Annotated in this window: 29 protein-coding genes, 2 tRNA genes and 1 riboswitch; of the genes, 3 read left to right on the forward strand and 28 right to left on the reverse strand. The window is 43.0% G+C overall.

Features of this window, described 5'->3' with window-relative positions:
* Positions 1-6 precede the first annotated feature (6 nt).
* The 14 genes from CWB72_RS00430 to orn all read right to left on the reverse strand — a co-directional run bounded on the left by CWB72_RS00430 (position 7) and on the right by orn (position 7,843).
* A complete protein-coding gene (locus tag CWB72_RS00430) occupies positions 7-483 on the reverse strand; it encodes a hypothetical protein (protein WP_138628434.1) in 477 nt (158 codons plus the stop codon).
* Positions 476-1,039, reverse strand: coding sequence for an RNA polymerase sigma factor (locus CWB72_RS00435; RefSeq protein ID WP_138628436.1), 564 nt, complete (start codon positions 1,037-1,039; stop codon positions 476-478). Before CWB72_RS00435 ends, CWB72_RS00430 begins: the two co-directional genes overlap by 8 nt.
* Positions 1,040-1,212: 173 nt before the next feature.
* The gene (locus tag CWB72_RS00440; protein WP_212747862.1) at positions 1,213-3,063 is read right to left on the reverse strand and encodes a DUF7305 domain-containing protein; all 1,851 of its coding nucleotides are present in this window, start codon (positions 3,061-3,063) and stop codon (positions 1,213-1,215) included.
* Positions 3,060-3,596 carry a PilW family protein gene (locus tag CWB72_RS00445; protein WP_138628438.1) on the reverse strand — a complete coding sequence of 179 codons (537 nt, stop codon included), beginning with the start codon at positions 3,594-3,596 and terminating at the stop codon, positions 3,060-3,062. The genes CWB72_RS00440 and CWB72_RS00445 overlap by 4 nt, the downstream gene beginning before the upstream one ends.
* Positions 3,580-4,014 (reverse strand): type IV pilus modification PilV family protein, encoded by a 435-nt coding sequence (locus tag CWB72_RS00450; protein WP_138628440.1) that lies wholly within the window; start codon positions 4,012-4,014, stop codon positions 3,580-3,582. Before CWB72_RS00450 ends, CWB72_RS00445 begins: the two co-directional genes overlap by 17 nt.
* Positions 4,005-4,469, reverse strand: coding sequence for a GspH/FimT family pseudopilin (locus CWB72_RS00455; protein WP_138628442.1), 465 nt, complete (start codon positions 4,467-4,469; stop codon positions 4,005-4,007). The genes CWB72_RS00450 and CWB72_RS00455 overlap by 10 nt, the downstream gene beginning before the upstream one ends.
* Positions 4,453-4,878 carry a type IV pilin protein gene (locus CWB72_RS00460; protein WP_130254140.1) on the reverse strand — a complete coding sequence of 142 codons (426 nt, stop codon included), beginning with the start codon at positions 4,876-4,878 and terminating at the stop codon, positions 4,453-4,455. Before CWB72_RS00460 ends, CWB72_RS00455 begins: the two co-directional genes overlap by 17 nt.
* Positions 4,879-5,168: 290 nt before the next feature.
* Positions 5,169-5,621: a 50S ribosomal protein L9 gene (gene rplI, locus CWB72_RS00465; protein WP_058028563.1), complete on the reverse strand. Its 453-nt coding sequence runs from the start codon at positions 5,619-5,621 to the stop codon at positions 5,169-5,171.
* 36 nt (positions 5,622-5,657) lie between these two features.
* Positions 5,658-5,885: a 30S ribosomal protein S18 gene (gene rpsR, locus CWB72_RS00470; protein ID WP_010386263.1), complete on the reverse strand. Its 228-nt coding sequence runs from the start codon at positions 5,883-5,885 to the stop codon at positions 5,658-5,660.
* Positions 5,886-5,896: 11 nt separating this feature from the next.
* Complete coding sequence (priB, locus tag CWB72_RS00475) at positions 5,897-6,220, reverse strand: primosomal replication protein N (RefSeq protein WP_130254141.1); 324 nt, start codon at positions 6,218-6,220, stop codon at positions 5,897-5,899.
* A gap of 29 nt (positions 6,221-6,249) precedes the next feature.
* Positions 6,250-6,591, reverse strand: coding sequence for a 30S ribosomal protein S6 (gene rpsF, locus CWB72_RS00480; RefSeq protein ID WP_058028561.1), 342 nt, complete (start codon positions 6,589-6,591; stop codon positions 6,250-6,252).
* A 190-nt stretch (positions 6,592-6,781) separates the two neighbouring features.
* A tRNA-Gly gene (locus tag CWB72_RS00485) sits at positions 6,782-6,857 on the reverse strand.
* A gap of 175 nt (positions 6,858-7,032) precedes the next feature.
* A tRNA-Gly gene (locus CWB72_RS00490) sits at positions 7,033-7,108 on the reverse strand.
* 189 nt (positions 7,109-7,297) lie between these two features.
* Positions 7,298-7,843, reverse strand: a complete 546-nt coding sequence (orn, locus tag CWB72_RS00495; protein WP_138628444.1) for an oligoribonuclease — start codon at positions 7,841-7,843, stop codon at positions 7,298-7,300.
* A gap of 202 nt (positions 7,844-8,045) precedes the next feature.
* On the opposite strand from orn, the gene rsgA reads away from it, so the two are divergent.
* Entirely contained in the window at positions 8,046-9,104 is a 1,059-nt protein-coding gene (rsgA, locus tag CWB72_RS00500) for a small ribosomal subunit biogenesis GTPase RsgA (protein WP_138628446.1), read from the forward strand.
* Positions 9,105-9,164: 60 nt separating this feature from the next.
* On the forward strand, positions 9,165-10,022 hold the full coding sequence (gene asd, locus CWB72_RS00505; RefSeq protein WP_138628448.1) for an archaetidylserine decarboxylase: 858 nt from the start codon (positions 9,165-9,167) through the stop codon (positions 10,020-10,022).
* A gap of 59 nt (positions 10,023-10,081) precedes the next feature.
* Here asd and CWB72_RS00510 read toward each other — a convergent pair whose 3' ends face one another.
* The 8 genes from CWB72_RS00510 to CWB72_RS00545 form a co-directional block, all read right to left on the reverse strand.
* Complete coding sequence (locus CWB72_RS00510) at positions 10,082-10,828, reverse strand: HesA/MoeB/ThiF family protein (RefSeq protein ID WP_138628450.1); 747 nt, start codon at positions 10,826-10,828, stop codon at positions 10,082-10,084.
* Positions 10,828-12,363, reverse strand: coding sequence for a thiamine phosphate synthase (thiE, locus tag CWB72_RS00515; RefSeq protein WP_138628452.1), 1,536 nt, complete (start codon positions 12,361-12,363; stop codon positions 10,828-10,830). The genes CWB72_RS00510 and thiE overlap by 1 nt, the downstream gene beginning before the upstream one ends.
* Before the next feature lie 27 nt (positions 12,364-12,390).
* Entirely contained in the window at positions 12,391-13,176 is a 786-nt protein-coding gene (locus tag CWB72_RS00520) for a thiazole synthase (protein WP_058031112.1), read from the reverse strand.
* A gap of 2 nt (positions 13,177-13,178) precedes the next feature.
* Positions 13,179-13,373, reverse strand: coding sequence for a sulfur carrier protein ThiS (gene thiS, locus CWB72_RS00525; protein ID WP_058031113.1), 195 nt, complete (start codon positions 13,371-13,373; stop codon positions 13,179-13,181).
* On the reverse strand, positions 13,370-14,380 hold the full coding sequence (locus CWB72_RS00530; protein ID WP_138628454.1) for an FAD-dependent oxidoreductase: 1,011 nt from the start codon (positions 14,378-14,380) through the stop codon (positions 13,370-13,372). Before CWB72_RS00530 ends, thiS begins: the two co-directional genes overlap by 4 nt.
* Positions 14,381-14,451: 71 nt before the next feature.
* Complete coding sequence (gene thiC, locus CWB72_RS00535) at positions 14,452-16,401, reverse strand: phosphomethylpyrimidine synthase ThiC (protein ID WP_130254149.1); 1,950 nt, start codon at positions 16,399-16,401, stop codon at positions 14,452-14,454.
* Between the two features lie 131 nt (positions 16,402-16,532).
* Positions 16,533-16,633: riboswitch (TPP riboswitch) on the reverse strand.
* 32 nt (positions 16,634-16,665) lie between these two features.
* Complete coding sequence (locus CWB72_RS00540; RefSeq protein WP_138628456.1) at positions 16,666-17,112, reverse strand: META domain-containing protein; 447 nt, start codon at positions 17,110-17,112, stop codon at positions 16,666-16,668.
* 32 nt (positions 17,113-17,144) lie between these two features.
* Positions 17,145-17,534, reverse strand: a complete 390-nt coding sequence (locus CWB72_RS00545; RefSeq protein WP_138567294.1) for an acyl-CoA thioesterase — start codon at positions 17,532-17,534, stop codon at positions 17,145-17,147.
* A 187-nt stretch (positions 17,535-17,721) separates the two neighbouring features.
* Between CWB72_RS00545 and CWB72_RS00550 the strand changes: the two genes are divergently transcribed.
* Positions 17,722-19,800, forward strand: a complete 2,079-nt coding sequence (locus CWB72_RS00550; protein ID WP_138628458.1) for a TonB-dependent receptor — start codon at positions 17,722-17,724, stop codon at positions 19,798-19,800.
* A 102-nt stretch (positions 19,801-19,902) separates the two neighbouring features.
* Here the strand turns inward: CWB72_RS00550 and speD are convergent, their stop codons facing one another.
* The 6 genes from speD to CWB72_RS00580 form a co-directional block, all read right to left on the reverse strand.
* Complete coding sequence (gene speD / locus CWB72_RS00555) at positions 19,903-20,712, reverse strand: adenosylmethionine decarboxylase (RefSeq protein WP_138628460.1); 810 nt, start codon at positions 20,710-20,712, stop codon at positions 19,903-19,905.
* Between the two features lie 84 nt (positions 20,713-20,796).
* Positions 20,797-21,210 (reverse strand): OsmC family protein, encoded by a 414-nt coding sequence (locus CWB72_RS00560; RefSeq protein WP_138567292.1) that lies wholly within the window; start codon positions 21,208-21,210, stop codon positions 20,797-20,799.
* A 127-nt stretch (positions 21,211-21,337) separates the two neighbouring features.
* Positions 21,338-21,673, reverse strand: a complete 336-nt coding sequence (locus CWB72_RS00565) for a DUF3802 family protein (protein ID WP_138567308.1) — start codon at positions 21,671-21,673, stop codon at positions 21,338-21,340.
* Between the two features lie 152 nt (positions 21,674-21,825).
* Positions 21,826-23,298, reverse strand: coding sequence for a succinylglutamate-semialdehyde dehydrogenase (gene astD / locus CWB72_RS00570; protein WP_138567291.1), 1,473 nt, complete (start codon positions 23,296-23,298; stop codon positions 21,826-21,828).
* 15 nt (positions 23,299-23,313) lie between these two features.
* A complete protein-coding gene (gene astA, locus CWB72_RS00575) occupies positions 23,314-24,330 on the reverse strand; it encodes an arginine N-succinyltransferase (protein WP_138628462.1) in 1,017 nt (338 codons plus the stop codon).
* Between the two features lie 69 nt (positions 24,331-24,399).
* Positions 24,400-25,611 carry an aspartate aminotransferase family protein gene (locus CWB72_RS00580; RefSeq protein WP_138628473.1) on the reverse strand — a complete coding sequence of 404 codons (1,212 nt, stop codon included), beginning with the start codon at positions 25,609-25,611 and terminating at the stop codon, positions 24,400-24,402.
* Positions 25,612-25,642: the final 31 nt, after the last annotated feature.

Genomic DNA, 25,642 nt, shown 5'->3' on the forward strand with positions numbered 1-25,642 from the left:
TTTCTCCTAAATTTGTTGCCAACTTGGTGCATGCACTCGGTTGATTAAATCTAATTGCTGCTGATATACCTGAGCAAGCATTTTCAGTAAGGCGGCATTCTCAGGGTCATTTTGTAATGCTAATTTAATGGCTTGCTCGGCTTGTTCGAGTTCATCCAATTGCCCTTGCCAGTCACTTGTCAGTGCAGGTTGTGTTTTATATTGCACAAGTAGTGCTTGTTTTTGCTGCTCAAATAACGCGCTTAAGTCTCGCATCGTATTTAACTCAGGCTGATTCATGCTGACATTCCAAGCCAATAGTCCAGCTATAAAACATGCTGCGATGCCTGTTACTTTTGGCCAATATTGCGTACTTACTGTTTCCTCATGCGCCGAAGTTGCGATAGCCTTTTCTATACCTGACCATAAATCTCGGCTGGGGCTCACCTCACTGGGATTTGCCAATTGCTCTTGTAAGAAGTCGTCAAAGTTCGCTTTACTCATGCTCGTACCACTCCTGTAATAGTTGTCTTGCGCGGTGATATTGCGATTTACTTGAACCCACAGCCATATTCAACATATTGCCTATTTCTTCATGTCGATACCCTTCTACTGCATGTAGCACAAACACTAAACGTGCGCGTTCGGGTAAACGTAAAATTAATTTATCTAGACCGTTAAGGCCATTACACATCGCAATACTTTGCTCATCCATACCATTTTGCTCAAAGCTCACTACTTTTTGCAGCCAGTTTTTATGTTTACGTAAATAGCTAATAGCAATATTACTTGTCACACTGTGCAACCAAGTAGAAAACTTAGATTGCCCTTGGAACTGCGCAATTTTATGCCACAGCTGGACAAATACTTCCTGTGTGACATCTTCTGCATGCTGTTGATCCGCTAGCAATCTCAAACACAGCGCGAAAACAGGCTTTTCATGTTTGCGATACAACTGAGCAAAAGCAACCTGATCTCCTTGCTGTACCTTACGGATCAGGTCATCACTTTTATCATCAGTGTTTGTATTCGAAAATGCCTGCTTGGCATCGATTAACATGACATTATTCCTTTGTTGGGTTTCACCCAGCTTGGCGTTACTTAATTGTTATTATCTAAGACGCCACCTTGGCTTAAAAAGGTTTAAAAGAAATTTAAAAATATTTAGGAGAGACAGCATTACAAAGCAAATCGGCTTTTGCAATGAAATGCTGTTAATGAATATAAACGAGACTATTTAGTTTGATTAGTACTATTTTGCCCCTCATTTGAATCGTCGCTTTGATCTTGCGTTTTATCCAAATCAGGCAAAGGATCTGCGGCTTGGAACGCCCACCCTTTAAACACTAACTTGGGCTCACTTGTTGCAGTGTTACCCGAGCCAAAATTAACATCTTTAAGTGCGGTATCGAAGTGTACCCCACTACCACCAGAAGAATTAATAATTGATCCTCTGACCGTGCCATATAATTGACCACTGCCTGATAACTTAACTTGGGTCAGAGGCGCATATATCGTGGCATACATATCTGATGCCCCTTTAACTTGTACCCCATCTTTCTTATCGTATGACGAGAAAAAATTTAAGCTTGGAATACCTGTGTCTGTCATCCCTTCTTTTTCTGTGATCACCTCACCACTGGCGCCTAAAATAATTTTACCTGTGGTGAATACAGTTAAGCTACTGCCACTGCGAATAGTCAACTTGGCATTGCCATCAATTTTAAAGTCGCCATCAACAAGAAAAATAACATCACCACCTGTTATGGTCATTTGACCGTCACTGGCTAACCTAAATTTTTTCATACCAAATACGCGTTCTTCATCGGTATTTGAAATGCCATGGTCCTGCTTTAAGTTATCAAACAAATATATTTGTGCTGCCTGTGCATTTTGCGCTTTTGCTTTTTTAGTCCCTGTTTGTGATGACTGTAGTCGACCTGTAGTTGGTGTAAACAAGTAACTTTGTGTTGCACCAACTTCAAAGTCTAAACTTGGTTCTGGGTTTTGTGCCATTACAGAAGGCATATTGAGCGGTAACTCGAACGGATCACACTCTTTGTTTGGTTTCGCTGGATCATAGTCTGGAGATGTTGGGTCGTAGACCTTTACAGGCTCAAGCTCGGGGGCTTGCTTAAAATAACCGTTCGAATAAGACACATTATATAAAATAGTGCCGTCTTCTAGTTCTACTTTATCTTGTGAGTGATAATCAGCCGGAAACTTCCCCGCACCGCCATACATGATGTCATAAGGGTCATTGCCTTCATTTAAAATCTGGCTGCCCCATTTCATATCAACATCACCAGTCACCCTTGCAAACCCTTTTACATCGCCCCCTTTATGGGTAAAAAAGCCACCAGAATATATATTGCCTTCAACGCGATAACCTGAGCCGCCACCGCCGCTAATTTCAACGCCGGTATTGGAGTGTACATCACCAATAATTGGCGAAGACCCTTTTAAATATACAACCCCAGATGCTTTAACATCGCCTTTAATAGGTGAGTTTCCTGAAATGGTAACGCTAGAGTCACCAATGACGGTATTTACATGTCCAGAAGAGTCCCTATTGGTATTTGAATACGGACCTTTAGATGAGTCATAACTATCGACCATACCACTTCCAGACAGGTTTACACCTTTACAGCCTGTTACTGCATTTTGAAATGGCGAATTATTTTGCCCGGGTTGAAACTCAAAACGCGCTATCAGTTTCTGATTTGCATCACCAAAATAGCGCTGTCCAAGACTGGATACTTCCAATAAACCAGCACCATTTTTTATTACGTTCGCCTGAAATAAGGCGTCATCTCCGACAGTACCACCACCTGTGTGCGTACCATGCTGATTTACAAGATCGTCAATACTGAGGTTAGGGTTACTTTCTAACTCAGATTGTAGAGCTGCAGCGGCAATAAACACCCCTTTTTCAGCTAATAATCGTGCATTCATGTCCTTTTGAAAGTTACCCGTCAAGCGCTCTTGTATAACCGTTTCTTTTAACGCTCCGAAAACAACCACACTTGCCATGGTGCTCATCAGCATGACTTTTATTAGTGTAAAACCCGATTGCTTTCTCATGCGTTACCCTCAAATGCCTTGATCAATATTAGCTGCGTTGTTGCGATATCAATTTGCAACCCTGCGCCGAAATGCGATGGTATATCAAGGGGCTTCACAACAATAACCACTAAAAAGTTATTAAATGTAAAGTTAATCGAGTCGATACCTTTAAGCAGCCTAGCAGCGCCATTACCATCACCAATATCACAGGTTAAAAAACCATTAGAAAGTGTATAGGTTTCTGTATAGTCAACAATTGGTGTTGTGCCTTGACAAGAAAGCACATTGGCAAATTGTTCAAATTGGATCGTTAACCCATCAGCAGACACTGTCGGTTCTGAAATCGTTTGTTTTGCACTGCGAGTAAATACTTGGCTGGTATATCTGATCACCTCTTGTGCATCTGATAACTCTTGCGTCATACGTACAGTACTTTTAATGGCTGAGTAAGACATAGCGACCCCAGCAAGCAAAAATAACCCCACTGTCATTGCGACCAACATCTCAAGTAGAGTGTAGCCAGATTGTTGCCGACTATGGGTTACATACATCTGGCACCTCGACAAAACTGGCATTGAGCGTGATCTGATTTAATAATTGCTTTTGCGCGTCATCAGCAACACGTAAATCTTTCCAAGTTACCGTAATGGGCATTTCATGTGTGTCATCTCTGTATTGCTCTGGAAGTTGAAGCGTATACCTGAATGACAACGATTGTGGCGGTTGCAATGCCTGTCTAAAGGCTTGCTCCTCAAACTTTGAAGGGGATTTATGTTGAATTTCACATAGCTCAGGCCACATACGTTCAATCGCATTCTGTGCCTGTACTAATGAGACAGTATAATCAAAGCTGTTGTTTGCAAATTGCAGTGACTTTAGCTGAGTGACACCTAGACCAATCAGCGCAATACTGGCAATGAACATAGAAACCAGCACTTCAATCAAAGAAAAACCTGAGTTTACGCGCAATTTTCTGCCGCCTTACCTAACCAGCTTTGACCACTGCGCAAAATACACAAACGATAATCTTCAGTATTACCATCATTATCAGAAATCAAAATATTACTTTGTAAATTCAGCTCTCCAGTCGAACGGATCATGCGATTAACGAGTTCAGCGTTAACTGTGGGGTAATTTGAAGCAAACTGTCGCAACGTTTCTCTGCCATCTGCCACTTCAATCTCAACCAACCAAGCACTATCTTGCTTGGTAAGCATAACTGTTTGCGATCGCTTTACTGCTTCACTTCTTGCATATCGATACACAGCATTTAATTCATTAGCAGTTTTAGTAAGGCGCTCTTGTTTTATAAACTGAGCAAATGATGGAGCAGCTAACATGGCTAAAATACTCACTAAACCAAGCGCGATCAATAACTCAATCATAGTAAAACCGCGAGACTTTTGCTTATTTCCAACAATCATGACCATTTCCACTCGCGCTTGTGTCGCCTGCATGATTAATCGTTAAAACCCCACACCTATCAGTTGCTTGGGCGCTATTGGCTTTAGGTGTAGCGGTAAGTGAAAACCCTAAACTTCTATAGTCTGCTGCAACATCAGGTTTATCAGTGTGAGTATAAGTAAAGGTATAAACACGAGAGCTAGGTAAGCCTTTATAAGTATCTTTATCTGGATACCCACCATTTCTTGAATATATACGCTCTAGCGTCGCAGCTGTTTGCAGCATTAATTGTTGAGCGTCGGAGCGATTACCATCTTGGATATACCTTTCATATGATGGATAAGCCAAAGTCGTTACAATTGCGACTATAGCAACGACAATTAGCAACTCAATTAACGTAAAACCTTTTATCTTAACTTTAGAATTCATACTCAAACCAAATAAAACAGCGCTGTCATTTTTAACAAAGGCATAACAAGAAAAATACATAACACTTATTACTAGTTGTTATAACTTGTTATTAAATATGACATTAATAAAGTGGTAACAATACCACGGTTGTTCATGTTTAAAAAAGTGGGACGACTTACATGTAATTACACGTTGTGTCCTTTGCTCAGTTCCGTGAGAGGTTTATACGAAGAGAGGGTGTGATAATTTTTATTTTTAATATAAAAACCGCGTGCAAAACACGCGGCTTTTTAATACTTAATCAGAGATTAAGCTTCAGCAATAACGATTACTTTGATAGTAGCAGTTACGTCTGAGTGTACAGCGATTGCAACGTCAAATTCGCCAGTCTCACGGATAGTACCTAGAGGTAGACGAACTTCTGATTTAGCAACTTCAACACCAACAGCTGAGATAGCGTCAGCGATGTCACGAGTACCGATAGAACCAAATAGCTTACCTTCGTCACCAGCTTTAGATACTAGAGTAACTTCAGCTAATGCTTCTAGCTTCTCAGCGCGTGCTTGAGCAGCTGTTAGTTCTTCAGCAATCTTCGCTTCTAATTCAGCGCGACGAGCTTCAAAAGTTTCGATGTTAGCTTTAGTCGCTGGAACTGCTTTACCTTTAGGGAATAAGAAGTTACGAGCGAAGCCAGATTTAACTGCAACTTGGTCACCTAAGTTACCAAGGTTTGCGATCTTGTCTAGTAGAATAACTTGCATGTTTCTACACCTTTTAAAAACGAGTTAATCCGCTGCTTACTTATGTAAGTCAGTGTATGGAAGAAGGGCTAAGTAGCGAGCACGCTTGATAGCAGTTGCTAGCTGGCGCTGGTATTTAGCGCTAGTACCTGTGATACGGCTAGGTACGATTTTGCCACTTTCAGTTACATAGTTTTTAAGAGTAGCTAGATCTTTGTAATCAATTTGTTGTACGCCTTCCGCTTTGAAACGGCAGAACTTACGACGTCTGAAATAACGTGCCATGAGTAATTTCCTCAATTAATTCTTTCAATATGTTGTGCATGTAATACAAGTTGACTTAAACCATTTCGATTTTCGTGACGATTTAAAAAACCGCGTACTTGTATTGCCTGCCCAACGTATAAATGCTGTGTTTGATTCTGTAATTGTGCACCGCTTGCAACCACACTTAGACGAACATAACTATTTCTATTTAGTTCGGCTTCGACTTGCATTGATTTGTGCTCAAGTACAAAAGTGCAATGTGGAATACCAGCTGGGCTTTGACTAAATTTGGGTGTTTTACAAACCGTACCCGAGAGTACATATTGATTTGTATACAGATCAGGCTGTGTCACCTATTTAATCAATCCAGATTCAATAACGATTAAGCAGAAGCTGCTTCTTTTTTCTCTTCTTTAACAAGAGGAGACGCTTCAGTTACAGCGTTTTTAGTACGCATAACTAGGTTACGAAGCACTGCATCGTTGTAGCGGAAAGAAGTTTCAAGCTCGTTGATTACTTCAGTTGGTGCTTCAACGTTCATTAGAACATAGTGTGCTTTGTGAAGCTTTTCGATTGGGTAAGCCAGTTGACGACGACCCCAGTCTTCTAGACGGTGAATTTGACCACCAGCTTCAGTGATAGAACCAGTATAACGCTCGATCATACCAGGTACTTGCTCACTTTGATCTGGGTGAACCATGAATACGATTTCGTAATGACGCATGGATATTCCTTACGGTTAATATAGCCTTGTCCCGTTTCGGCCAGTCGGGGGAAGGCAAGGAACTAAATGTGATAGCCGAAATGAGCGCGTATTCTACGTTGTGTTGGGAGTTTTGGCAATGAAAAAAGCAGAAAAAGACTAATAATTAATCAGTAAATGAAAGAAATTAAATTAGATTTGAAAAAGAGATTGGAGCGGCACACGAGGTTCGAACTCGTGACCTCGACCTTGGCAAGGTCGCGCTCTACCAGCTGAGCTAGTGCCGCATTCCATAGTTAGCTCTATGTTGTTTGTAACATTGCGAAGGTCGCGTCTATTACCCGAAGCAGCTGAGCTAGTGCCGCATTTCATAGATAACCCGTGATTTTTAGCAGCTGAGTTAGTACTGCATATAATTAGTTATACACTAATTTAACTTGCGTAAAAGCAAGATTAAGAAGTTGGAGCGGCACACGAGGTTCGAACTCGTGACCTCGACCTTGGCAAGGTCGCGCTCTACCAGCTGAGCTAGTGCCGCATTCCATAGTTAGCTCTGTGTTATTAGCAACATTGCAAAGGTCGCCTCTATTACCTGGAGCAGCTGAGCTAATGCCGCATCACAATATTTAGCAATATAATTGCTGTGCTTTAAAAAAGAAACCCCGCAGAGTTACTCTCTTAAGCGGGGCAAGATTCTACAATAATGCAGGTGCTTTGCAAGCAGTTTTTAAAGATTAAAGAACTTTTCTTTATAAACCTTTAATTCCATTATTGAATCTTTTATGTCGTCTAGCGCAAGGTGTGAGCTTTTCTTTTTAACTTCACTCAGCAATTCAGGCTTCCAGCGGCGAGCTAGCTCTTTCACTGTACTCACATCTAGGTTGCGATAGTGAAAGTAAGCCTCAAGTTCAGGCATGTACTTATTTAAAAAGCGGCGGTCCTGTCCAATCGAATTACCACACATAGGCGAGCTACCAGGTGGTACCCACTCTTTTAAAAACTCTAAAGTTTGTGCAATGGCATCGTCTTCAGTGAACTTGCTGGCTTTACAGCGTGCTGTCAAACCTGAACGACCGTGTTGATTGGTACACCATTCGTCCATGTTATCTAACAACTCATCACTTTGATGAATAGCAATAACAGGGCCTTCAGCTAATACATTTAAATCACCATCAGTAATAACCGTAGCAATTTCTAAGATTTTATCTGTTTTAGGCTCTAAGCCCGTCATTTCAAGATCTAGCCAGATCAAATTTGATTCATTAAAAGACATAAACTACCTTAGCGGTACTTCCTTTAGATCCAATGCAATTAGATATATCATATTAGCTTCACTTGTTTACCTAAAGCTTTTTTTTTAAAAGCGCTTAATTTAATTGAGTTATAGCCCATTTAAGCCATGCTCACAAAGTAAACAGAGTGATTTTAGGCAATTTTATTAATTGCGATTTTGATCAGTGACAAGCTAAGTACCTATGGCAAAACAAAAGAAACTCAGTAAAGGCCAATCCCGTCGGATCAGTGCCAACCATCAAAAACGCTTGCGAAAAGCTAAACAGCAGCATAGCGAGCAACAAGATACACAGTGGCAAACCGACAATTTAGGTCCGACTGAAAAAGCAGTGGTAATAAGCCGCTTCGGCCAACATGCCGATATAGAAACCACTGACGGCGAAGTATTACGCTGTAATATTCGCAGAACCGTTGGCGGTTTAGTATGCGGTGATGAAGTATTCTTTCGTCGTGCCAAAGTCAGTGATGGTGACCTCGCTGGTGTTATAGAGGCCATTGAAGAGCGCCGTTCACAGCTTACCCGCCCAGATTTTTATGATGGCGTTAAAGTCGTTGCAGCAAACATTGACCAAATCTTAATGGTGTCTGCAATTTTGCCTGAGTTCACCCCGCAAATTATCGACCGATATTTAGTTGCTTGTGAAGATATGGGTATCGAGCCCATCTTAGTACTGAATAAAATCGACTTAATTGATGATGAAGGGCTTGAGTTCATTAACGAGATTTTAGATATCTATCGCGAATTAGGTTACAAAGTACACCTTGTTAGTACCAAAACTGGTGAAGGGATTGACGCGCTTAAGCAAATTTTAGTTGGTAAAAACAATATATTTGTAGGCCAATCTGGGGTGGGTAAATCAACGCTCGTCAATACCGTACTGCCTGATGCAGATATTCTTACTAAAGAAGTCTCTGAAAACAGTGGTCTTGGTCAGCACACCACCACAGTGTCACGATTACACCATTTACCGAGTGGCGGTAACCTGATTGATTCTCCAGGGATCCGTGAGTTTGGCTTATGGCATTTAGACGTAGAACGCGTAACTTGGTGCTTCAAAGAGTTTCGAGAGTTTATCGGCGGCTGTCGCTTTAGAGACTGTAAACACCTGAATGATCCGGGGTGTATTTTAGTTGAAGCAGTTGAAGAGGGGAAAATCACTGAGCTGAGGTTTGACAGCTACCACCGCATTTTAGAATCAATGGCAGATGGCCGAGCAGGCGCTCGTGCACCAAGAGTTTAAAAATTTTACAATTTATATGTTAATATCCGCGCTAATTATTTTTAGGAATTTATAGTCCCCATGGATAAATTTAAAATTGCCATGCAATACGCCATGCCTAAGCATGGGATCTCTCGCCTTGTTGGTAAACTGGCTGCAGCCGAAGCGGGTTCAGTCACCACATCTTTAATCAAAGCCTTTATTAAGCAATATAAGATCAACATGAGTGAGGCGCTGTACGAAGATCCTGCGCACTATAAAACCTTTAATGAATTCTTTACGCGTCCTCTGAAGCCGGGTATTCGCCCATTGACTGAAGATGAAAGCATCATCACTCACCCTGTAGATGGCGCAATTAGCCAGCTAGGTGATATTGTCGATGGTCAGCTTATCCAAGCTAAAGAACATAACTACAGTGTACAAGAGCTACACGGTGGCCATGAAGAAGATGCGACCCCATTCTTAGGCGGTAAATTTGCCTGTATTTACCTAGCGCCTAAAGATTATCACCGTATTCATATGCCAATTGACGGTACGCTGCGTAAAATGATCTATGTACCGGGTGACTTATTCTCAGTAAACCCACTTACCGCGAAAAACGTGCCTAATCTATTTGCCCGCAACGAGCGTGTAGTCGCCATTTTTGATACTAAAATAGGCCCGCTTGCAATGACCTTAGTTGGTGCAACCATTGTGGCAAGTATCGAAACGATTTGGGCGGGTACGGTTACTCCACCAGCAGGTCGTGATGTGATGACATGGAATTACCCTGCTGAGGGCGAAAAAGCCATTCACTTAAAGAAAGGTGATGAAATGGGCCGCTTTAAGTTAGGTTCAACTGTGGTTTTGGCTTGGGGTAAAGAGCAGGCTGATTTCTTAGACAGTGAACAACCTGAAACGGTTACTCGTATGGGCACACCGTTTGCCAATATTAAGTAACCTCATTGCAGGATAAACACTTAAATTTATAAAGCCTGCATGAGCAGGCTTTTTTGTATCTATGTATTACTACAGGTGAGGCATTCAGGATCTTTAAACAAAGTGAACGACTTCTGCTCTAGGGTTAAACCATCCACTTGCTTAAACACACTACCACTATGATGACCTAAAATCATATTCACCGTATAAAGCGCCTGCATTGAGCCAATTACGCCGAGCAATGGGCTTAGTACCCCAAAGTTATCGCAGTTTTGCGCTACTTGTCCGTTTTCCTCAGGAAATAAACAAGCATAACAAGCACTGTCGTTTCTATAGTCAAACACCATCACCTGACCTTGAGTCGCGATGGCAGCGCCTGAGATCAATACTTTATTATTCTCAAGGCAGTATGTATTTAGTAGATAACGGGTTTTAAAGTTATCGCTACAATCTAAGATAAAGTCGGCATCAGCCAATAACACATCTAAATTTTCTGCACTCAAACGTACGTGCACAGGATGCAGTGAAATTTGATTATTTAGACTGGTCAGTACCTTGCCAGCAGCTTTGGCCTTGCTTTGACCAAGGTGGTTTACCTTATACATGATCTGACGTTGAAGGTTAGACAGCTCAACCTCGTCATCATCAATGAATGTCAGTTGCCCTATGCCTGAAGCCGCCAAATACAGTAAAGCCGGACTGCCTAAACCGCCACAGCCTACCACCGCAACTTTGGCACTTTTCAGCTTATTTTGCCCAGCTTCGCCAACTTCTTTGAGTAACAAGTGGCGGCTGTAACGCAGCCGCTCTTTGTCATCCAATGCCATTAAGCCTCACCTCGTCCTTTGCGAATTGCTGCTTTAAGCTCAAGAACCGCATTTTGGTGGTCATCAGCTAAAGTGATAGCACGCACAACCGCAACACAGCCCACACCAGTACTGGCAACTTGCTCAGTACGCGCAATATCAATACCGCCTATGGCCACGGTCGGGTAATGTGCTTTCATTAACGGCACAAAATGCTTGAGCTTTTCAAGGCCCTGAATTTGCCCTGTCATATCTTTGGTTGTGGTTGGATAAATCGCTCCGAAGGCTAAGTAACTTGGGCGGTAGTTGTGCGCACGCACCATTTCATAAAAGCCGTGTGTCGATACGCCTAAACGTAAACCTGCATTTTGAATTGCCGATAGGTTAGCTTCGCTTAAATCTTCTTGGCCAAGATGCACACCATACGCCCCGTGCTCGATAGCTAACTGCCAGTAATCGTTAATAAATACTCGGCCTTGATATTTTTCACCCAGCATAATAGCCGTTTTGATCTCAGCTTCTAGGTTTGGATCGTTTGGATCTTTAATACGTAGCTGTACGGTCGGTACGCCTGCGGCTAAACATTTTTCAATCCAATCAGCTGTATCTACAACCGCATAAAGCTCCAGCTCACCGTCAGTATCGGCAAAACCTGCTGCAAAATTAAAATCATCCGGCGCGTCCAGTTCTAACTCATCAGCTAACCAACTACCCGGTTCAATCACTTGCGGGAAATGCGTTAAGTCTTCTGGGAAGCCCGTATGCGCTACAGGGCCAATGCCTTCGCCATAACGCACGGCGCTTGCTAAACCTTGGTTGATATACGCTTTACCTAAAATAAATGCATCTTTTAACGGGTAACCTTTGGCAAGGCAAGCCGCGATACATGAAGATAAACTACAGCCCGTGCCATGGGTATGTGGAGTGACTACCGCCTCGTTTCCTAGCCAGTATTCTTCTTGGCTGTCACTGCGACAATAATCTATGCAGTAGCCTTTCGGGTAATCCCAGTGACCGCCTTTGATCACCGCAGAGCCTGCACCAAAAGCCTGTAACTTTTCGGCCGCTTCAACCACTGAGCTTGGGCCAATAAGATAAATACCTGTGAGCAATTGTGTCTCGTGTGTATTTGGGGTGATCACATCTACCAGCGGGAAAAGATACTTTTTCAGTGCGTCAACGGTGTCTTCTTCAGTTAAGGTGTCACCACTGGTTGCAATCGCAACCGGGTCATACACCACCACTGGCGGCACCGCCCACGTTTTTTTGTAGTGAGCAATGTGCTCGGCGATTAACTCTACTTGCGCGATATTGGCGAGCAAGCCTATTTTAATCACTTTTGCAGGCATATCTTGCGCCAATGCATTAAGTTGAGACTCAATCACGGCATTACTAACAGGGTTAATAGCTTCAACCCCAAGGCTGTTTTGTGCGGTTAGCGCCGTGATCACTGTACAGCCGTGTACACCGAAGCTGTGCATAGCTTTAAGGTCGGCTTGAATACCTGCGCCACCACCACTGTCTGAGCCTGCAATACTCCAAACAACTTCTGACATGTCAGACTCCTAAATTCTTTATCTATTTTAATCTTGGTGCCAAAACGGCATGCCCATGGTCGGCGTAGAAGGTGCCGCTACTTCTTTTTCAGGCATGGCTTTGGCTTCATAACTAAAGCGCCCTGCTTCTACTGCTGACTTAAACGCTTTGGCCATGGTCACCGGGCAACCCGCACCAGCAATGGCCGAGTTTAATAGTACCGCATCATAACCTAGCTCAAGCGCTTGGCAAGCATGCGACGGTAAGCCTAAGCCTGCATCCACAATGAGAGTATGCTCTGGCAGGCGCTCTCGAATGGTTTTTAAATTATAAGGATTAATTAGCCCTTTGCCTGTGCCAATTGGTGCGCCCCAAGGCATCAATACCTCACAGCCTAAATCGGCCAGTCGCTGGCAGATCACTAGGTCATCGGTGCAATAAGGCAGTACTTTAAAGCCATCTTTGATCAAAATGTCAGTCGCTTCTAATAAAGCCACGGGATCAGGCTGCAAATTATACTCATCACCAATCAGCTCTAACTTGATCCAGTCTGTATCGAAGACTTCGCGGCACATTTGCGCCAAGGTCACCACTTCTTTGACACTGTGGCAACCTGCTGTGTTAGGCAATACGCGCAGCCCTGTATCTTTGATTAATTGCCAGAAATCTTGGCCTGCCTCGACTGAGTTTTGGCGTCGCAATGACACAGTCACAATTTGCGACTGCGATGCTACCAGCGATTGCTGCATAATTTGTGGAGATGGATAAAGCGCAGAGCCTATCAATAAACGGCTATCAAAGGTTTCGCCATAAATGGTAAGTGGTTTATGCATGTTTAGCCCCCTTGAATAGGCGACAATAACTCGATTTGATCGCCCTCTTTTAATTCAGCCACAGCACATTGGCTGCGCGGTACAAACTGCCCATTCACAGCCACAGCAAATGGCGGCACTGCGCCTTGCGATTCAATAAATGCTTGTAAATTAGTGTCGGTTAGCGCGACTTGTTGACCATTGAATACGACGTTCAAAGTAACCCCTTGCTCAGTGCTTGCTGCACCACAAAAGGTGCAAGTAAATAACCATGGCGATATAAGCCATTAATTTGGATGAGGTTGTCTTTCACCTCAATGTTTGGACGATTATCAACAAACGCAGGCCTTAGCCCAGAATTAATCGACATCACACGCCCTTCACTAAAGCCGCTGTGTACCGTGTAGGCAGCTGACAACAACTCAAGCGTAGAGCGCACCGTGATCGGGCCATTATCTTGCGACTCAATTTCAGTCGCACCAATGACAAACTCATGATTTGGTTTCGGCGCGATGTAAATTGGGTAGCGAGGATGCATTAAACGCACAGGACGAGTTAACGTCACTTCTGGTGCGTAAACGCGGGCTACTTCACCACGTACACCTCGAAGCCCTGTCACTTCATCTTTAGCGCCTAAGCCACGACAATCGATGATCCAATCGAATGCTTCACCGTTAACTTGCCCCTGCTCGCAATACACAGACTGCCCAAAATGAAACTCAACATCTTGCTGTTGTAGCGTTTCAAAACTGGCGCGATAAAAAGCCAAGTTATCGAGCTGGCCTTCACAAGGTAAAAATATGCCTTGATGAAAACGCCCTGCTAGTTCTGGTTCTAACTGAGAAATGTCTTGGCTATTGGCTATGTGTGCTTGGTGCCCTGCGAGGGGTTTTAAGCGCTGTGAAAAACTTTGTAAGTCGCCCTTGTCTTGCTGATGTGCAACAACGAGGGTACCTGCTTGTTGAAAAAATACCGGGGAAGAAAGTTTTGCCAAAAGTTCGGGCCAAAGTGCCATGGCTGTTAAGCCATCTTCGGCTAAATCCGCTTCACAAATTACCGACTCTGCCAACGGCGCTAACATGGCTGCCGCTAATACACCGGCGCTGTTATTTGCTTGTGCGTCGTCTTTTTCGAAGATACTCAGTTGATAGCGCTCCATCAGCATCAATGCTGCAACACGCCCCAACAAACCAAACCCTAATACAGCAACTCTTGGTTTACTCATTTCTGCCCCTAAAAACCCGAAGGTTATAAAACAATGCCATGCTGTCCGCATGGCATAATCATCTAGTGTGACTAGATGGCTTTGTGATAAAGCTCAGAGCCTGTTTGTTTAAACTCTTCAGACTTGGCTTTCATTTCAGCTTCAACATCGATCATCTTGATCTTAATTGCGTTGTTATCAGAAATATCAACACCTTGTGCTTCTAGGTCTTTCGCGTAGTCACGTACTTCTTGAGTGATCTTCATTGAGCAGAACTTAGGACCACACATAGAGCAGAAGTGCGCCACTTTGCCCGACTCTTGCGGTAGTGTCTCGTCGTGATATTCAAGTGCACGTTCAGGATCTAGACCTAGATTGAATTGGTCGTGCCAACGGAACTCGAAACGCGCTTTTGATAACGCGTTATCACGAATTTGTGCACCTGGGTGACCTTTTGCTAAATCCGCTGCGTGAGCGGCGATTTTGTATGTGATAAGGCCTTCTTTCACGTCTTCTTTGTTTGGTAGACCTAAGTGCTCTTTTGGTGTTACATAACACAGCATCGCCGTACCATACCAAGCGATCTGCGCAGCACCGATACCAGAAGTAATATGGTCGTAACCCGGTGCGATATCGGTCGTTAATGGACCAAGTGTATAGAAAGGCGCTTCATGGCAGTGCTCTAATTGCTCGTCCATGTTTTCTTTGATCATATGCATTGGCACGTGACCTGGACCTTCGATAAACACCTGAACGTCATGCTCCCAAGCAATCTTCGTCAGTTCACCTAAAGTGCGTAACTCAGATAATTGTGCTTCATCGTTGGCATCTGCAATTGAGCCCGGACGTAAACCATCACCCAGTGAGAAACACACGTCATACTGCTTCATGATCTCACAGATGTCTTCGAAGTGTGTGTATAGGAAGTTTTCTTTATGGTGCGCTAAACACCACTTCGCCATAATTGAACCACCACGCGATACAATACCGGTGACACGTTTTGCCGTCATCGGTACGTAGCGAAGTAATACACCAGCGTGGATCGTGAAGTAATCCACACCCTGCTCTGCTTGTTCAATCAGCGTATCGCGGAAAATTTCCCATGTTAGGTCTTCAGCAACACCATTTACTTTCTCAAGTGCTTGGTAAATTGGTACGGTGCCGATTGGCACTGGTGAGTTACGTACAACCCATTCACGCGTCTCATGGATATAACGACCAGTAGACAAGTCCATTACCGTATCTGCACCCCAACGCGTTGACCATACTAGCTTCTCAACTTCTTCTTCGATTGAAGAGGTAACAGATGAGTTACCAATGTTAGCGTTCACTTTTACTAAGAAGTTACGACCAACAATCATTGGCTCTGATTCAGGGTGGTTGATGTTGTTAGGAATGATAGCTCGACCACGTGCCACTTCTGAGCGAACGAATTCTGGTGTGATAAACTCTGGAATTTCAGCACCAAACGACTCGCCTTTGTGCTGTTGCGCTAATAATTCTTCACGAATTTTTTCACGCCCCATGTTTTCACGAATCGCGACGAATTCCATTTCTGGAGTGATAATACCCTGACGCGCATAGTGCATTTGCGTCACGTTCTTGCCTTTTTTAGCACGGCGAATTTTAGGTAAGTGCTCAAAACGGATGTGATCAAGGCCTTCATCGGCCATACGTTGTTGAGAGAACTGTGAAGTTACTGACTCAAGCTCTTCTGTGTCATCACGATCTAAGATCCACTGCTCACGATATTTAGGTAAACCTTTACGTACATTTAGTTCAAAGCCCGGCTCTGTATAAGGGCCTGATGTATCGTACACGCGGATTGGGTCATTTTTCTCAAACACAGGGTTTTCTTCTGTGCCACCAATAAAGCTGTCGCTTAGAGTGATTTCGCGCATACCCACACGTACACCCGCCTGCTCACCTTCTACATACACTTTTTGTGAGTTCGGAAACGGTTGACCAGTAAGGTTATAAATATATTCTGATGCCGCGGCACGGGTTTCGCGACGGCTTGGCTTGCTACTATTGTTTGACATGACTTGCCTCATGGTTAGTTAAGGTGTCTTGTCAGATCTCCAGATGGAGAGAGATGGGGGTTAGCCCAATTGGTCCGAGCTAAATGCATGCACGACGCATCTTAGCTTTTTGCAGCCAGCAAAGATATTTGCTTGCAAGGCAGCTTGTTCCCTACGCAGGTTTTAACCTGATCAGGTTCACGGATCCCGCAAATAATGCGATCTCAGCCCGAAGGCACTCCGACAAGTAACGAATTGAGTGCAGTCTACTTCATAAACAATGGCTTATTCAAGACCATCTAAACGTTTAAAATGTAGTACTGGTTTACCATTTAGTATTAGCGCCTTATCTGACACCGTAAAAGGCACACCGATTTCTAACATATTCAGTAGCATACGCTCTTGTTTATCGAGCTCATCGGAGCAGAGCATTTTTGTCATGCCGATTTGCTCAACATACAGCTGATTGCCTTGAATACGGGTTTTACCAAAGAAACGGTTGCATCCTGTGTGGCCCATGATCTGATTGTCTTCAACAAGCTGTAGGCGCATTTCACTACCAGTCTGCGCAACTTCATCAATCTGACTTAACTGCCAATGTCCTTGCGGTAGCGTTTTTTCAGAGAAAGGGTTAAGGCTCTTCGGGTCATCCCACACCATGGTGCAACCAGATAAAACAGCAGAGCCCGATAAGCCCAAAACAATGGCTAAAGTAGAGTACTTATTTTTCATGCATGGCTTCCTATGTTTAGGGCTTAATTTCTTTATGCAAATAACTGCTCAAGTTGCTCAGGCACAAATGGGCGACCTTTTTCATTCACCGAAGTGCCAGTTACTACCGCATCCAGCATCAGTTTATTGTCTGCTGCGCGGATCACCTTTTGATTAAAGGCGAATTTCAAACGACTTAAACGCTCTACTTCGACTTCAACGTAAAACGCATCACCCGGCTTTAATGAGTCTTTGTAGTTCATTTCTGAGCGGATCACCACTAAATTGACCTTATCACGGGCAAGTTGCGCAAAGTCGATATTTTTAGCTGCCAAAAACTCATGGCGTGCATGCTCTAGATAATTGAAATAGACGCTGTTGTTGACGATACCTTGCAAGTCGCACTCGTAGTCACGCACTTTAAACTCAACTTTGAAACTCATTTAATCCTCATAAACTCGGTAGTCTTTGCCGCAGTTATAACACAATTAAACATAGTTTCACTTCTCTGTATGGTCTGATTTGTTAGAATAGCCAGCGCGTGCCGAACTTAACTGCTTATTTTGAATTGAACAAAACTGACATTCAGAACGTGTGCACGCCTCACTATCAAAACGGAATAGCCTGAAAATGAAAGCAAAAATCTCTCTGTTATGCGCAGCCATGCTGCCTTTATTTGCCACTAATGCGGTTGCTGAGCAAAATAGCCTTGAAGTTATTGAAGTCACCGGTGACTTCAAAAAAGAAAGCATTCAAACCTTAAGCGCCAGTGCCAGCGTATTAGGCGAGCTTGAAATTACACAACGTGGTGCCAGCTACCTAGGTGAGATTTTAAATTCAGCGGCTAACGTCAACTTCACTGCAGGCGCATCTCGTGGTCGCTTTGTACAAATTCGTGGCGTTGGTCTTCGCTCTCAATTCCAAGACCCAATCCAGCCAAGTGTGGGTTTACTCATCGATGGCATTAACTACTCAGGTCTTGGTGGCAGTGCATTGTTATTCGATGTTGAGCAAGTGGCGGTTTATCGCGGCCCGCAAGGTACACGTTATGGTGCAGATGCCATGGCTGGTATGATTGATATGCAAACCGCTGCGCCTAGCCAAGACAAGGCATTGAAGGTGAAGCTAGGTGTTGGCAACTATAATAGTTATGAAGCAGGTATTGCTGCAGGCACTGGCTTAACTGATAGCTCTGCAATCAGAGTGAGCGGGTTCCAACGTAAGTCAGATGGCTATACCGATAACTTATACCTTAACGAGCCAACTCAAACACAAGATGAGCAAGCGCTACGTGTTAAACTACAAAATGACTGGTCAGCCGATTTTAATACAACACTCGCTATCCATCATATCAACATCGACAATGGCTACGATGCATTTACGTTAGATAATAGTCGAAATAGTGTTGCCGATGAACCTGGTCAAGATGACCTAGAAAGCGATGCATTTGCTTTTACTGCCAATTACCAAGGTTTTTCGGCATTCAACCTCACTGCAACTGCAACTGGTTTACAAGCTGACTCTTTATATAGCTATGACGAGGACTGGGTATGTAAAGATGCGACCAACCCATTGTGCGAAGCTGGTCCACATAATGGCGGTTATAGCTCAACTGATAGCTATGCGCGCGATACAGAAAAGGGGACTCTAGACTTACAGTTTAGTTCAAAAAATAACGACTGGGTGCTTGGTCTTTACAGTGAAAGACGCGATGTCGATTTAACTCGCGTTTATACTTGGCAATCACAAGATTTCTTATCTAGTTTTGATGTTCGCAACACCGCAATCTATGGCCAAAAAATCACACCTATTGCTAATGATGTTGAGTTAATTACAGGCCTTCGTGCTGAGAACTATAGTGCCGACTATAAAGATAATAACGGCTTTAATGATAACACTGATGAAACCATGTTTGGCGGTAAAATCGCCCTAGAATACCAAGTCGTTCCTCGTACTATGATTTATACGAGTTTATCTCGTGGTTATAAAATGGGCGGCGTGAATGGTGAGGCGCTTGCGAAAGCTAAAGATAAAAACCTGAATATTCAGCCAGAAAACTATACCTTCGACCCTGAATATTTATGGAATGCTGAATTTGGCGTAAAAGGCCAGTCAGAAGATAAAAGCCACACTCTTAGCGTTACTGCTTTTTACATGAAGCGTGACGATATGCAGTTAAAGCAGTGGCAAGTTCAAGATCAACAATTTGCAGGTTACCTAGACAATGCCAGCTCAGGTAAGAACTATGGTTTTGAAGTAGAAGGTGTAAAACAATATACTGAACGCTTAACTCTCAACTACAGTTTTGGCTATCTACGCTCTAAGATCAAAGGATTTAAAACTGAAAGTGGCTTAGATCAACATAACCGTGAACAAGCACAAGCACCTAAGTACCAATACGCTGTTAACTTCACATATTCATTACTTGATAACCTAGATGCAAAGCTTGGTTTTGAAGGCAAAGACAGTTACTACTTGTCTGATAGTCACAATGACCAGGCGCCAAACCAAAACCTTATTAACGCAAGCCTAACTTACTTCGATAACAATTGGTCTCTAACGGCTTGGGGTCGCAACCTTGCTGATCGCGATGTACCTGTAAGAGGCTTTGAGTTTGGCAATAACCCACTTAAAGGCTATGAAACGGAAAACTATTACCAATATGGCGAGCCACGCCTTGTAGGTTTAACATTTCAGTATGAACTTTAATAAGTGAAGTAAATAAAGGGCTATTTACCAAATAGCCCTTATAATTTGCTCATAGAAAAAGCGCTCAATGTTTACCATTGAGCGCTTTTTCTTTGTATTTATTTAACCTAGTTCAGGCAGGTTACGACCATAGAAGACTTCTTGGATTTCACGCTCTACTTTCGCGCGGATTTCTTTTTCTTCTTCTGCACTTAAATCATTAGTGCTCAAGCCGAATAAGTAAGTATTTAGATCTGTCTCTTTTAACATCATCTTAGTGTGAAATAAGTTTTCTTGGAAAACATTCACATCCACCATGTGATACGCTTCTTTGGTATCTTCTGTCATGTAATTCTGGATTGAGTGAATTGCATGATCAATATAGTGTTTTACACCTGTGATATCACGCGTAAAACCACGTACACGGTAATCGATAGTTACCACATCCGACTCAAGTGAGTGGATTAAGAAGTTCAGCGCTTTTAGCGGAGAAATGACACCACATGTAGAGACTTCAATATCAGCACGGAATGTACAAATACCATCATTAGGATGCGCTTCAGGATAAGTATGAACACAAATATGGCTCTTATCTAAATGAGCTACCACTGACTCAGGCAATGGACCCGGTGTTTCATTACTATCGAACGTCTGCTGCTCTACAGGCTCTTCAGAGACCAAGATAGTCACACTTGCACCTTGTGGGTCATAGTCTTGACGAGCTATATTCAGTACGTTTGCACCTATGATATCAACCACTTCTTTTAGAATATCAGTTAAACGATCAGCACTATATTGCTCATCGATATATTCTAAATATTCTTTACGTTGTTGCTCCGTTTTAGCGTAACAAATGTCATAGATACTAAAGCTTAAACTTTTTGTTAAGTTATTAAAGCCATGGAGCTTAATTTTATCAAAGGGCTTGTTCACTTTGCTCAACCTTTAAACACAAAATCTGCACTGCAGAACTCAAAGAGGGCGGATTTTATACGAAAAATCCGCACTGAAAAAGCGTTATTTTACAGCGCTTTCCACAACCTCATGGCTATGAGTAATTTCTACTGATTTATCAAGCATTAAGGCTACAGAACAGTACTTCTCAGCAGACAGTTGAACGGCGCGTGCAAGGTGCTTTTCAGAGACATCTTTGCCAGTAACTACAAAGTGTAGATTCATTTTTGTAAATACTCTAGGCGCACTTTCAGCGCGCTCAGCGGTTAGCTTCACTTCGACATTTTCAACTTGTTGTTTTGCTTTTTTGAGAATGCTTACCACATCAACCGATGAACAGCAGCCTGTTGACATCAGTACCATTTCCATTGGGCTAGGTGCTGCGCTATCACTGCCAGTATCAAACACCACATTATGACCAGATTGAGAGCGACCGATAAAGGTATCGCCTTCTACCCATTTAATATTTGCTTCCATTATTAACCTCTATAAATAAAAACACCGCCTAATATTAGCGGTGTTATAAAATGCAATAAACTGTTTGAGACTGCAATTTTTTTATACCAATCCTCTTAACTGAGGGATTCATTTTAAGGGGGTGGTATTAAATAGCTGCGTCGAATAGGTTCTTAACTAAGCCTGCAAACTCTTCTATAAACTCTCGTTGTTCTTTCGTCACTTGTTGCTCTGTGACACTAGACAGCACTTCTTGTAAGTCATAGACGATACCGTCAACCTCTCGCACGATTAAGCTGCGTTGCTCGGTTGATAACTCTGTGTTTTGCTCACAGATTTTTATTACATACTCAGCGATGACATCTTCAATTAACTCCATCACCCTTGGTGCACCCGGCTCTATCTCGCCAGACTTTTCAAACAAGGTTAAATTGTGGGTTAAGTACATTACTAACTCATCATAGCCCTGTTTATCTAATACCATAGTTTGTCCACCTGAAACTCTCAAAGCATCTCCTATTGATTTAAGCAGAAACTCACATGCATTGCTACTTTTACAGCTAACGGATGAAAAAAAAGCAGCCTAAGCTGCTTTTTTAATACTTTTATTCTACCTAAATAGGCAGTCTGTGTGAATTAGTCGATTGATAAACCTGGGCTTAATGCACCTGGTAATGTCACTTTTTCTAATTCAACAGACGCTACCGGGTAAGCACAGTAGTCAGCTGCATAGTATGCACTTGCTCTGTGGTTACCTGATGCGCCAATACCACCGAATGGTGCGGCACTTGATGCGCCTGTGATTGGGCGGTTAAAGTTCACAATGCCTGCACGAATACGACGTAAGAAGTGGTCGTAATCTTCAGCATTGTCACTTAATAGACCAGCAGAAAGACCAAAGCTTGTATCGTTTGCTTTTTCGATTGCTGCATCAAAGTCTGTGTAACGGAATACTTTTAATAATGGACCGAAGTGCTCATCATCTGGGAAGTCAGTGACATTTGAACACTCAAGGATACCTGGTGTTACAAAGCCTGTGCCCTCTTTATGTGTCAGCTCAATGATAGCCTCAGCACCTAAGTCAATCAGTTGCTGCTGTGCTGCAACCATGCCTGCCGCCGCTTGATTCGAGATCATAGAACCCATGAATGGCTGTTCTTCATCATCAAAGCTTCCAACTTTGATTGCTTTTGTTGCACGTACTAGGTGCTCAAGGATCGCATCACCTTGTTCGCCAGCTGGTAAGAATAACTTACGCGCACATGTACAACGTTGGCCGCTTGAGATAAATGCAGATTGAATGATGTCGTGAACAACCGCTTTAGTATCAGACGCATCTTTTACGATTAATGGGTTATTACCACCCATTTCTAGCGCTAGGATTTTACCCGGCTGACCAGCAAACTGCTCATGAAGGATATGACCTGTACGAGAAGAACCAGTAAAGAATAGACCATCAATACCACGGTGAGAAGCAAGTGCTTTACCTGTTTCAACTTCACCTTGTACTAGGTTGATCACACCCGCTGGAAGACCTGCTTTTTCCCAAAGCTTAAGTGTAAGCTCTGCAACATAAGGCGTTAGTTCTGACGGCTTAAAAATAACCGTGTTACCCGCTAAAAGTGCAGGTACAATGTGGCCGTTTGGTAAGTGACCTGGGAAGTTATAAGGGCCAAATACTGCTACAACACCGTGCGCTTTGTGGCGAATAACCGCGCGACCAACTGGCATTGCGTTTTCAACCACACCTGTACGCTCATGGTATGCTTTTTCTGAGATAGCAATTTTACCAACCATAGCACCCGCTTCAGTACGCGTTTCCCATAGAGGCTTACCAGTCTCTTTAGCAATGGCAATTGCTAGTTCTTCACTGTTTTCTTTCAATTGCTCAGCAAAACGTTTAACGATTTCTAAACGCGCTTCAAATGCCATGTCGCTCCAGCTATAAAAAGCTTCACGCGCAGACTTTACTGCAGTGTCAACTTGCTCAGCTGTTGCTGAGTTTGCTTGCCAAATAACTTCGTTGTTTGCTGGGTTCAGTGATGAAAATGCGTCACCTTGACCTGCTAACCATTCACCATTAATAAATTGTGCGGCATGTGTTGTCATAATAAATCTCTATTCTTATATAGTTGCGATGCTGACTTTGTCACCATCCACTAAATTCAATGCTTTTGCTAACTTAGCAGAAACTACTACGCTCTCGCTATTTTCATCAAACTGCAGCTCTGCAACGGTTGCACGATACCCTTGAAGTTTATCATTTGCAATCATAACAGGTGAGCCACCTGAGTTATCACCAATTGTCACTGTTTTATAGCTAGCTGAACGCACTGTACGAATATTATCAACCTTAGCCTCTACTGTTGGACCGGCGTCGAAAATATCTACATAGCCGTTAAAAGTGAAACCTTCGTTCTTAAGTAGCTCAATCGCTGGACGCGTATTATCGTGCACTTGACCAATCACTTCTTGTGCTTCTTCACTCAACAGATTCACATAAATTGGGTATTTTGGCATAAGCTCAGCAATGAACACTTTCTGGCCGATACCCGTTAGGTAATCTGCCGTTGGGAAATCCATTGAGAAGAAGTGCTCTTCTAGCCATTGCCAGAATGGGCTTTGACCATTTTCGTCTGACACACCGCGCATTTCAGCAATAACTGTATCTGCAAAGCGCTGTTGATGTTGTTTGATAAACATAAAGCGCGACTTTGACAGTAACTTGCCATTAAAACCTCGACGATGCCCTTCTTTCAAGAACAAAGTACATAGTTCAGTTGCACCCGTGTAGTCGTTACACAGAGTCAGAATATCAACCGCTTTATAAACATTTAAGGTGCGTGATGAGTGGATCACTTTGCTCAAATGATAATGATAAAATGCATCATCTAAACCAACAGCGGCTTCAATCGCACTGGTACCCACTACTTCGCCAGTTTCAGTATCTTCTAAAACAAACAAATAGCCTTCATCAAAAGGGACATCCGTTTCTTTTTTGAAAGACGCTTCAGAGCGTTCGATTTTGCTTTGTAATAGCGCTTCATTATTTGGTAATGAAGTAAAGCCATGACCTGATTCATGGGCAATTTTTAAAAGCGCTGGATAGTCGCTTTGCTGGATTGGGCGAAGGATCATCATGGGTCCGCTTACTCCTAAAAAGTTAACTTGACGGTAGACAAGGCCAAGCAAGCTTGGCCACTCAAGGAATTAAGCGTTTGCAGCTACAACTGCAGCAACTGCTTTTTCGAAACGAGCCATACCTTCACGGATATCCGCTTCAGGAATAACCAGTGAAGGAGTGAAACGAACAACGTCTGCACCAGCTACAAGTGACATCACACCTTCTTTTACACCTGCTACTAAAAACTCTTTCGCACGGCCTTTGTATGTTTCGTTTACAACACCACCTAATAATAGACCTTTACCACGAATTTCGCTGAATACGTTGTACTTGTCATTAATTGCAGTCAGTAGTTCACGGAATAGTGCTTCTTTCTCTTTAACACCGTTTAAAACAGCTTCATCATTTACAGTATCGAATGCCGCTTCTGCAACAGCACAAGCTAGCGGATTACCACCATAAGTAGAACCGTGTGTACCAATCTTTAAGTGCTTAGCGATTTCAGTCGTTGTGATCATCGCACCGATTGGGAAACCACCGCCTAGCGCTTTTGCAGTTGTTAGAATGTCAGGAGTTACGTTTAAACCTTGGTAAGCGTATAGGTCACCAGTACGGCCAACGCCTGTTTGTACTTCATCAAAAATAAGCAGTGCATTGTGCTTAGTACATAGCTCGCGAACACCTTTCGCGAAATCAACTTCTGGAGATACGATACCGCCTTCACCTTGAAGTGGCTCCATCATCACGGCACATGTGTTATCAGAAATTAGCGCTTCGAATGCAGCTAAATCGTTATAATCACAGTGAACAACATCACCTGGCTTAGGGCCGAAACCATCAGAATAAGCAGCTTGACCACCCACAGTTACAGTGAAGAAAGTGCGACCGTGGAAGCCTTTGTTGAATGAGATAATTTGTGATTTTTCAGCGCCGAATTTATCTAGCGCAAAACGACGTGCTAGTTTAAGTGCTGCTTCGTTCGCTTCAGCACCTGAGTTTGCAAAGTAAACTTTCTCAGCAAATGTTGCGTCTGTTAATTTTTTCGCTAAACGCAATGCAGGCTCGTTTGTCATTACGTTTGATAGGTGCCAAATTTTTTCACCTTGCTCTTTAAGCGCGTTTACTAATGCTGGGTGACAGTGACCTAGACAGTTAACAGCGATACCACCTGCAAAGTCGATAAACTCGCGGCCTTCCTGATCCCAAACACGAGACCCTTCGCCTCGAACTGGAATAACTGCTGAAGGTGCATAATTAGGTACCATTACCTGATCGAATAATTCACGATTAATAGTCATTTTCTATCCCCATAAAGTTGAGTTAGGTGCG

Origin of the sequence: Pseudoalteromonas phenolica (genome assembly GCF_005886345.1) — a bacterium.
Classification (GTDB): domain Bacteria; phylum Pseudomonadota; class Gammaproteobacteria; order Enterobacterales; family Alteromonadaceae; genus Pseudoalteromonas; species Pseudoalteromonas phenolica_A.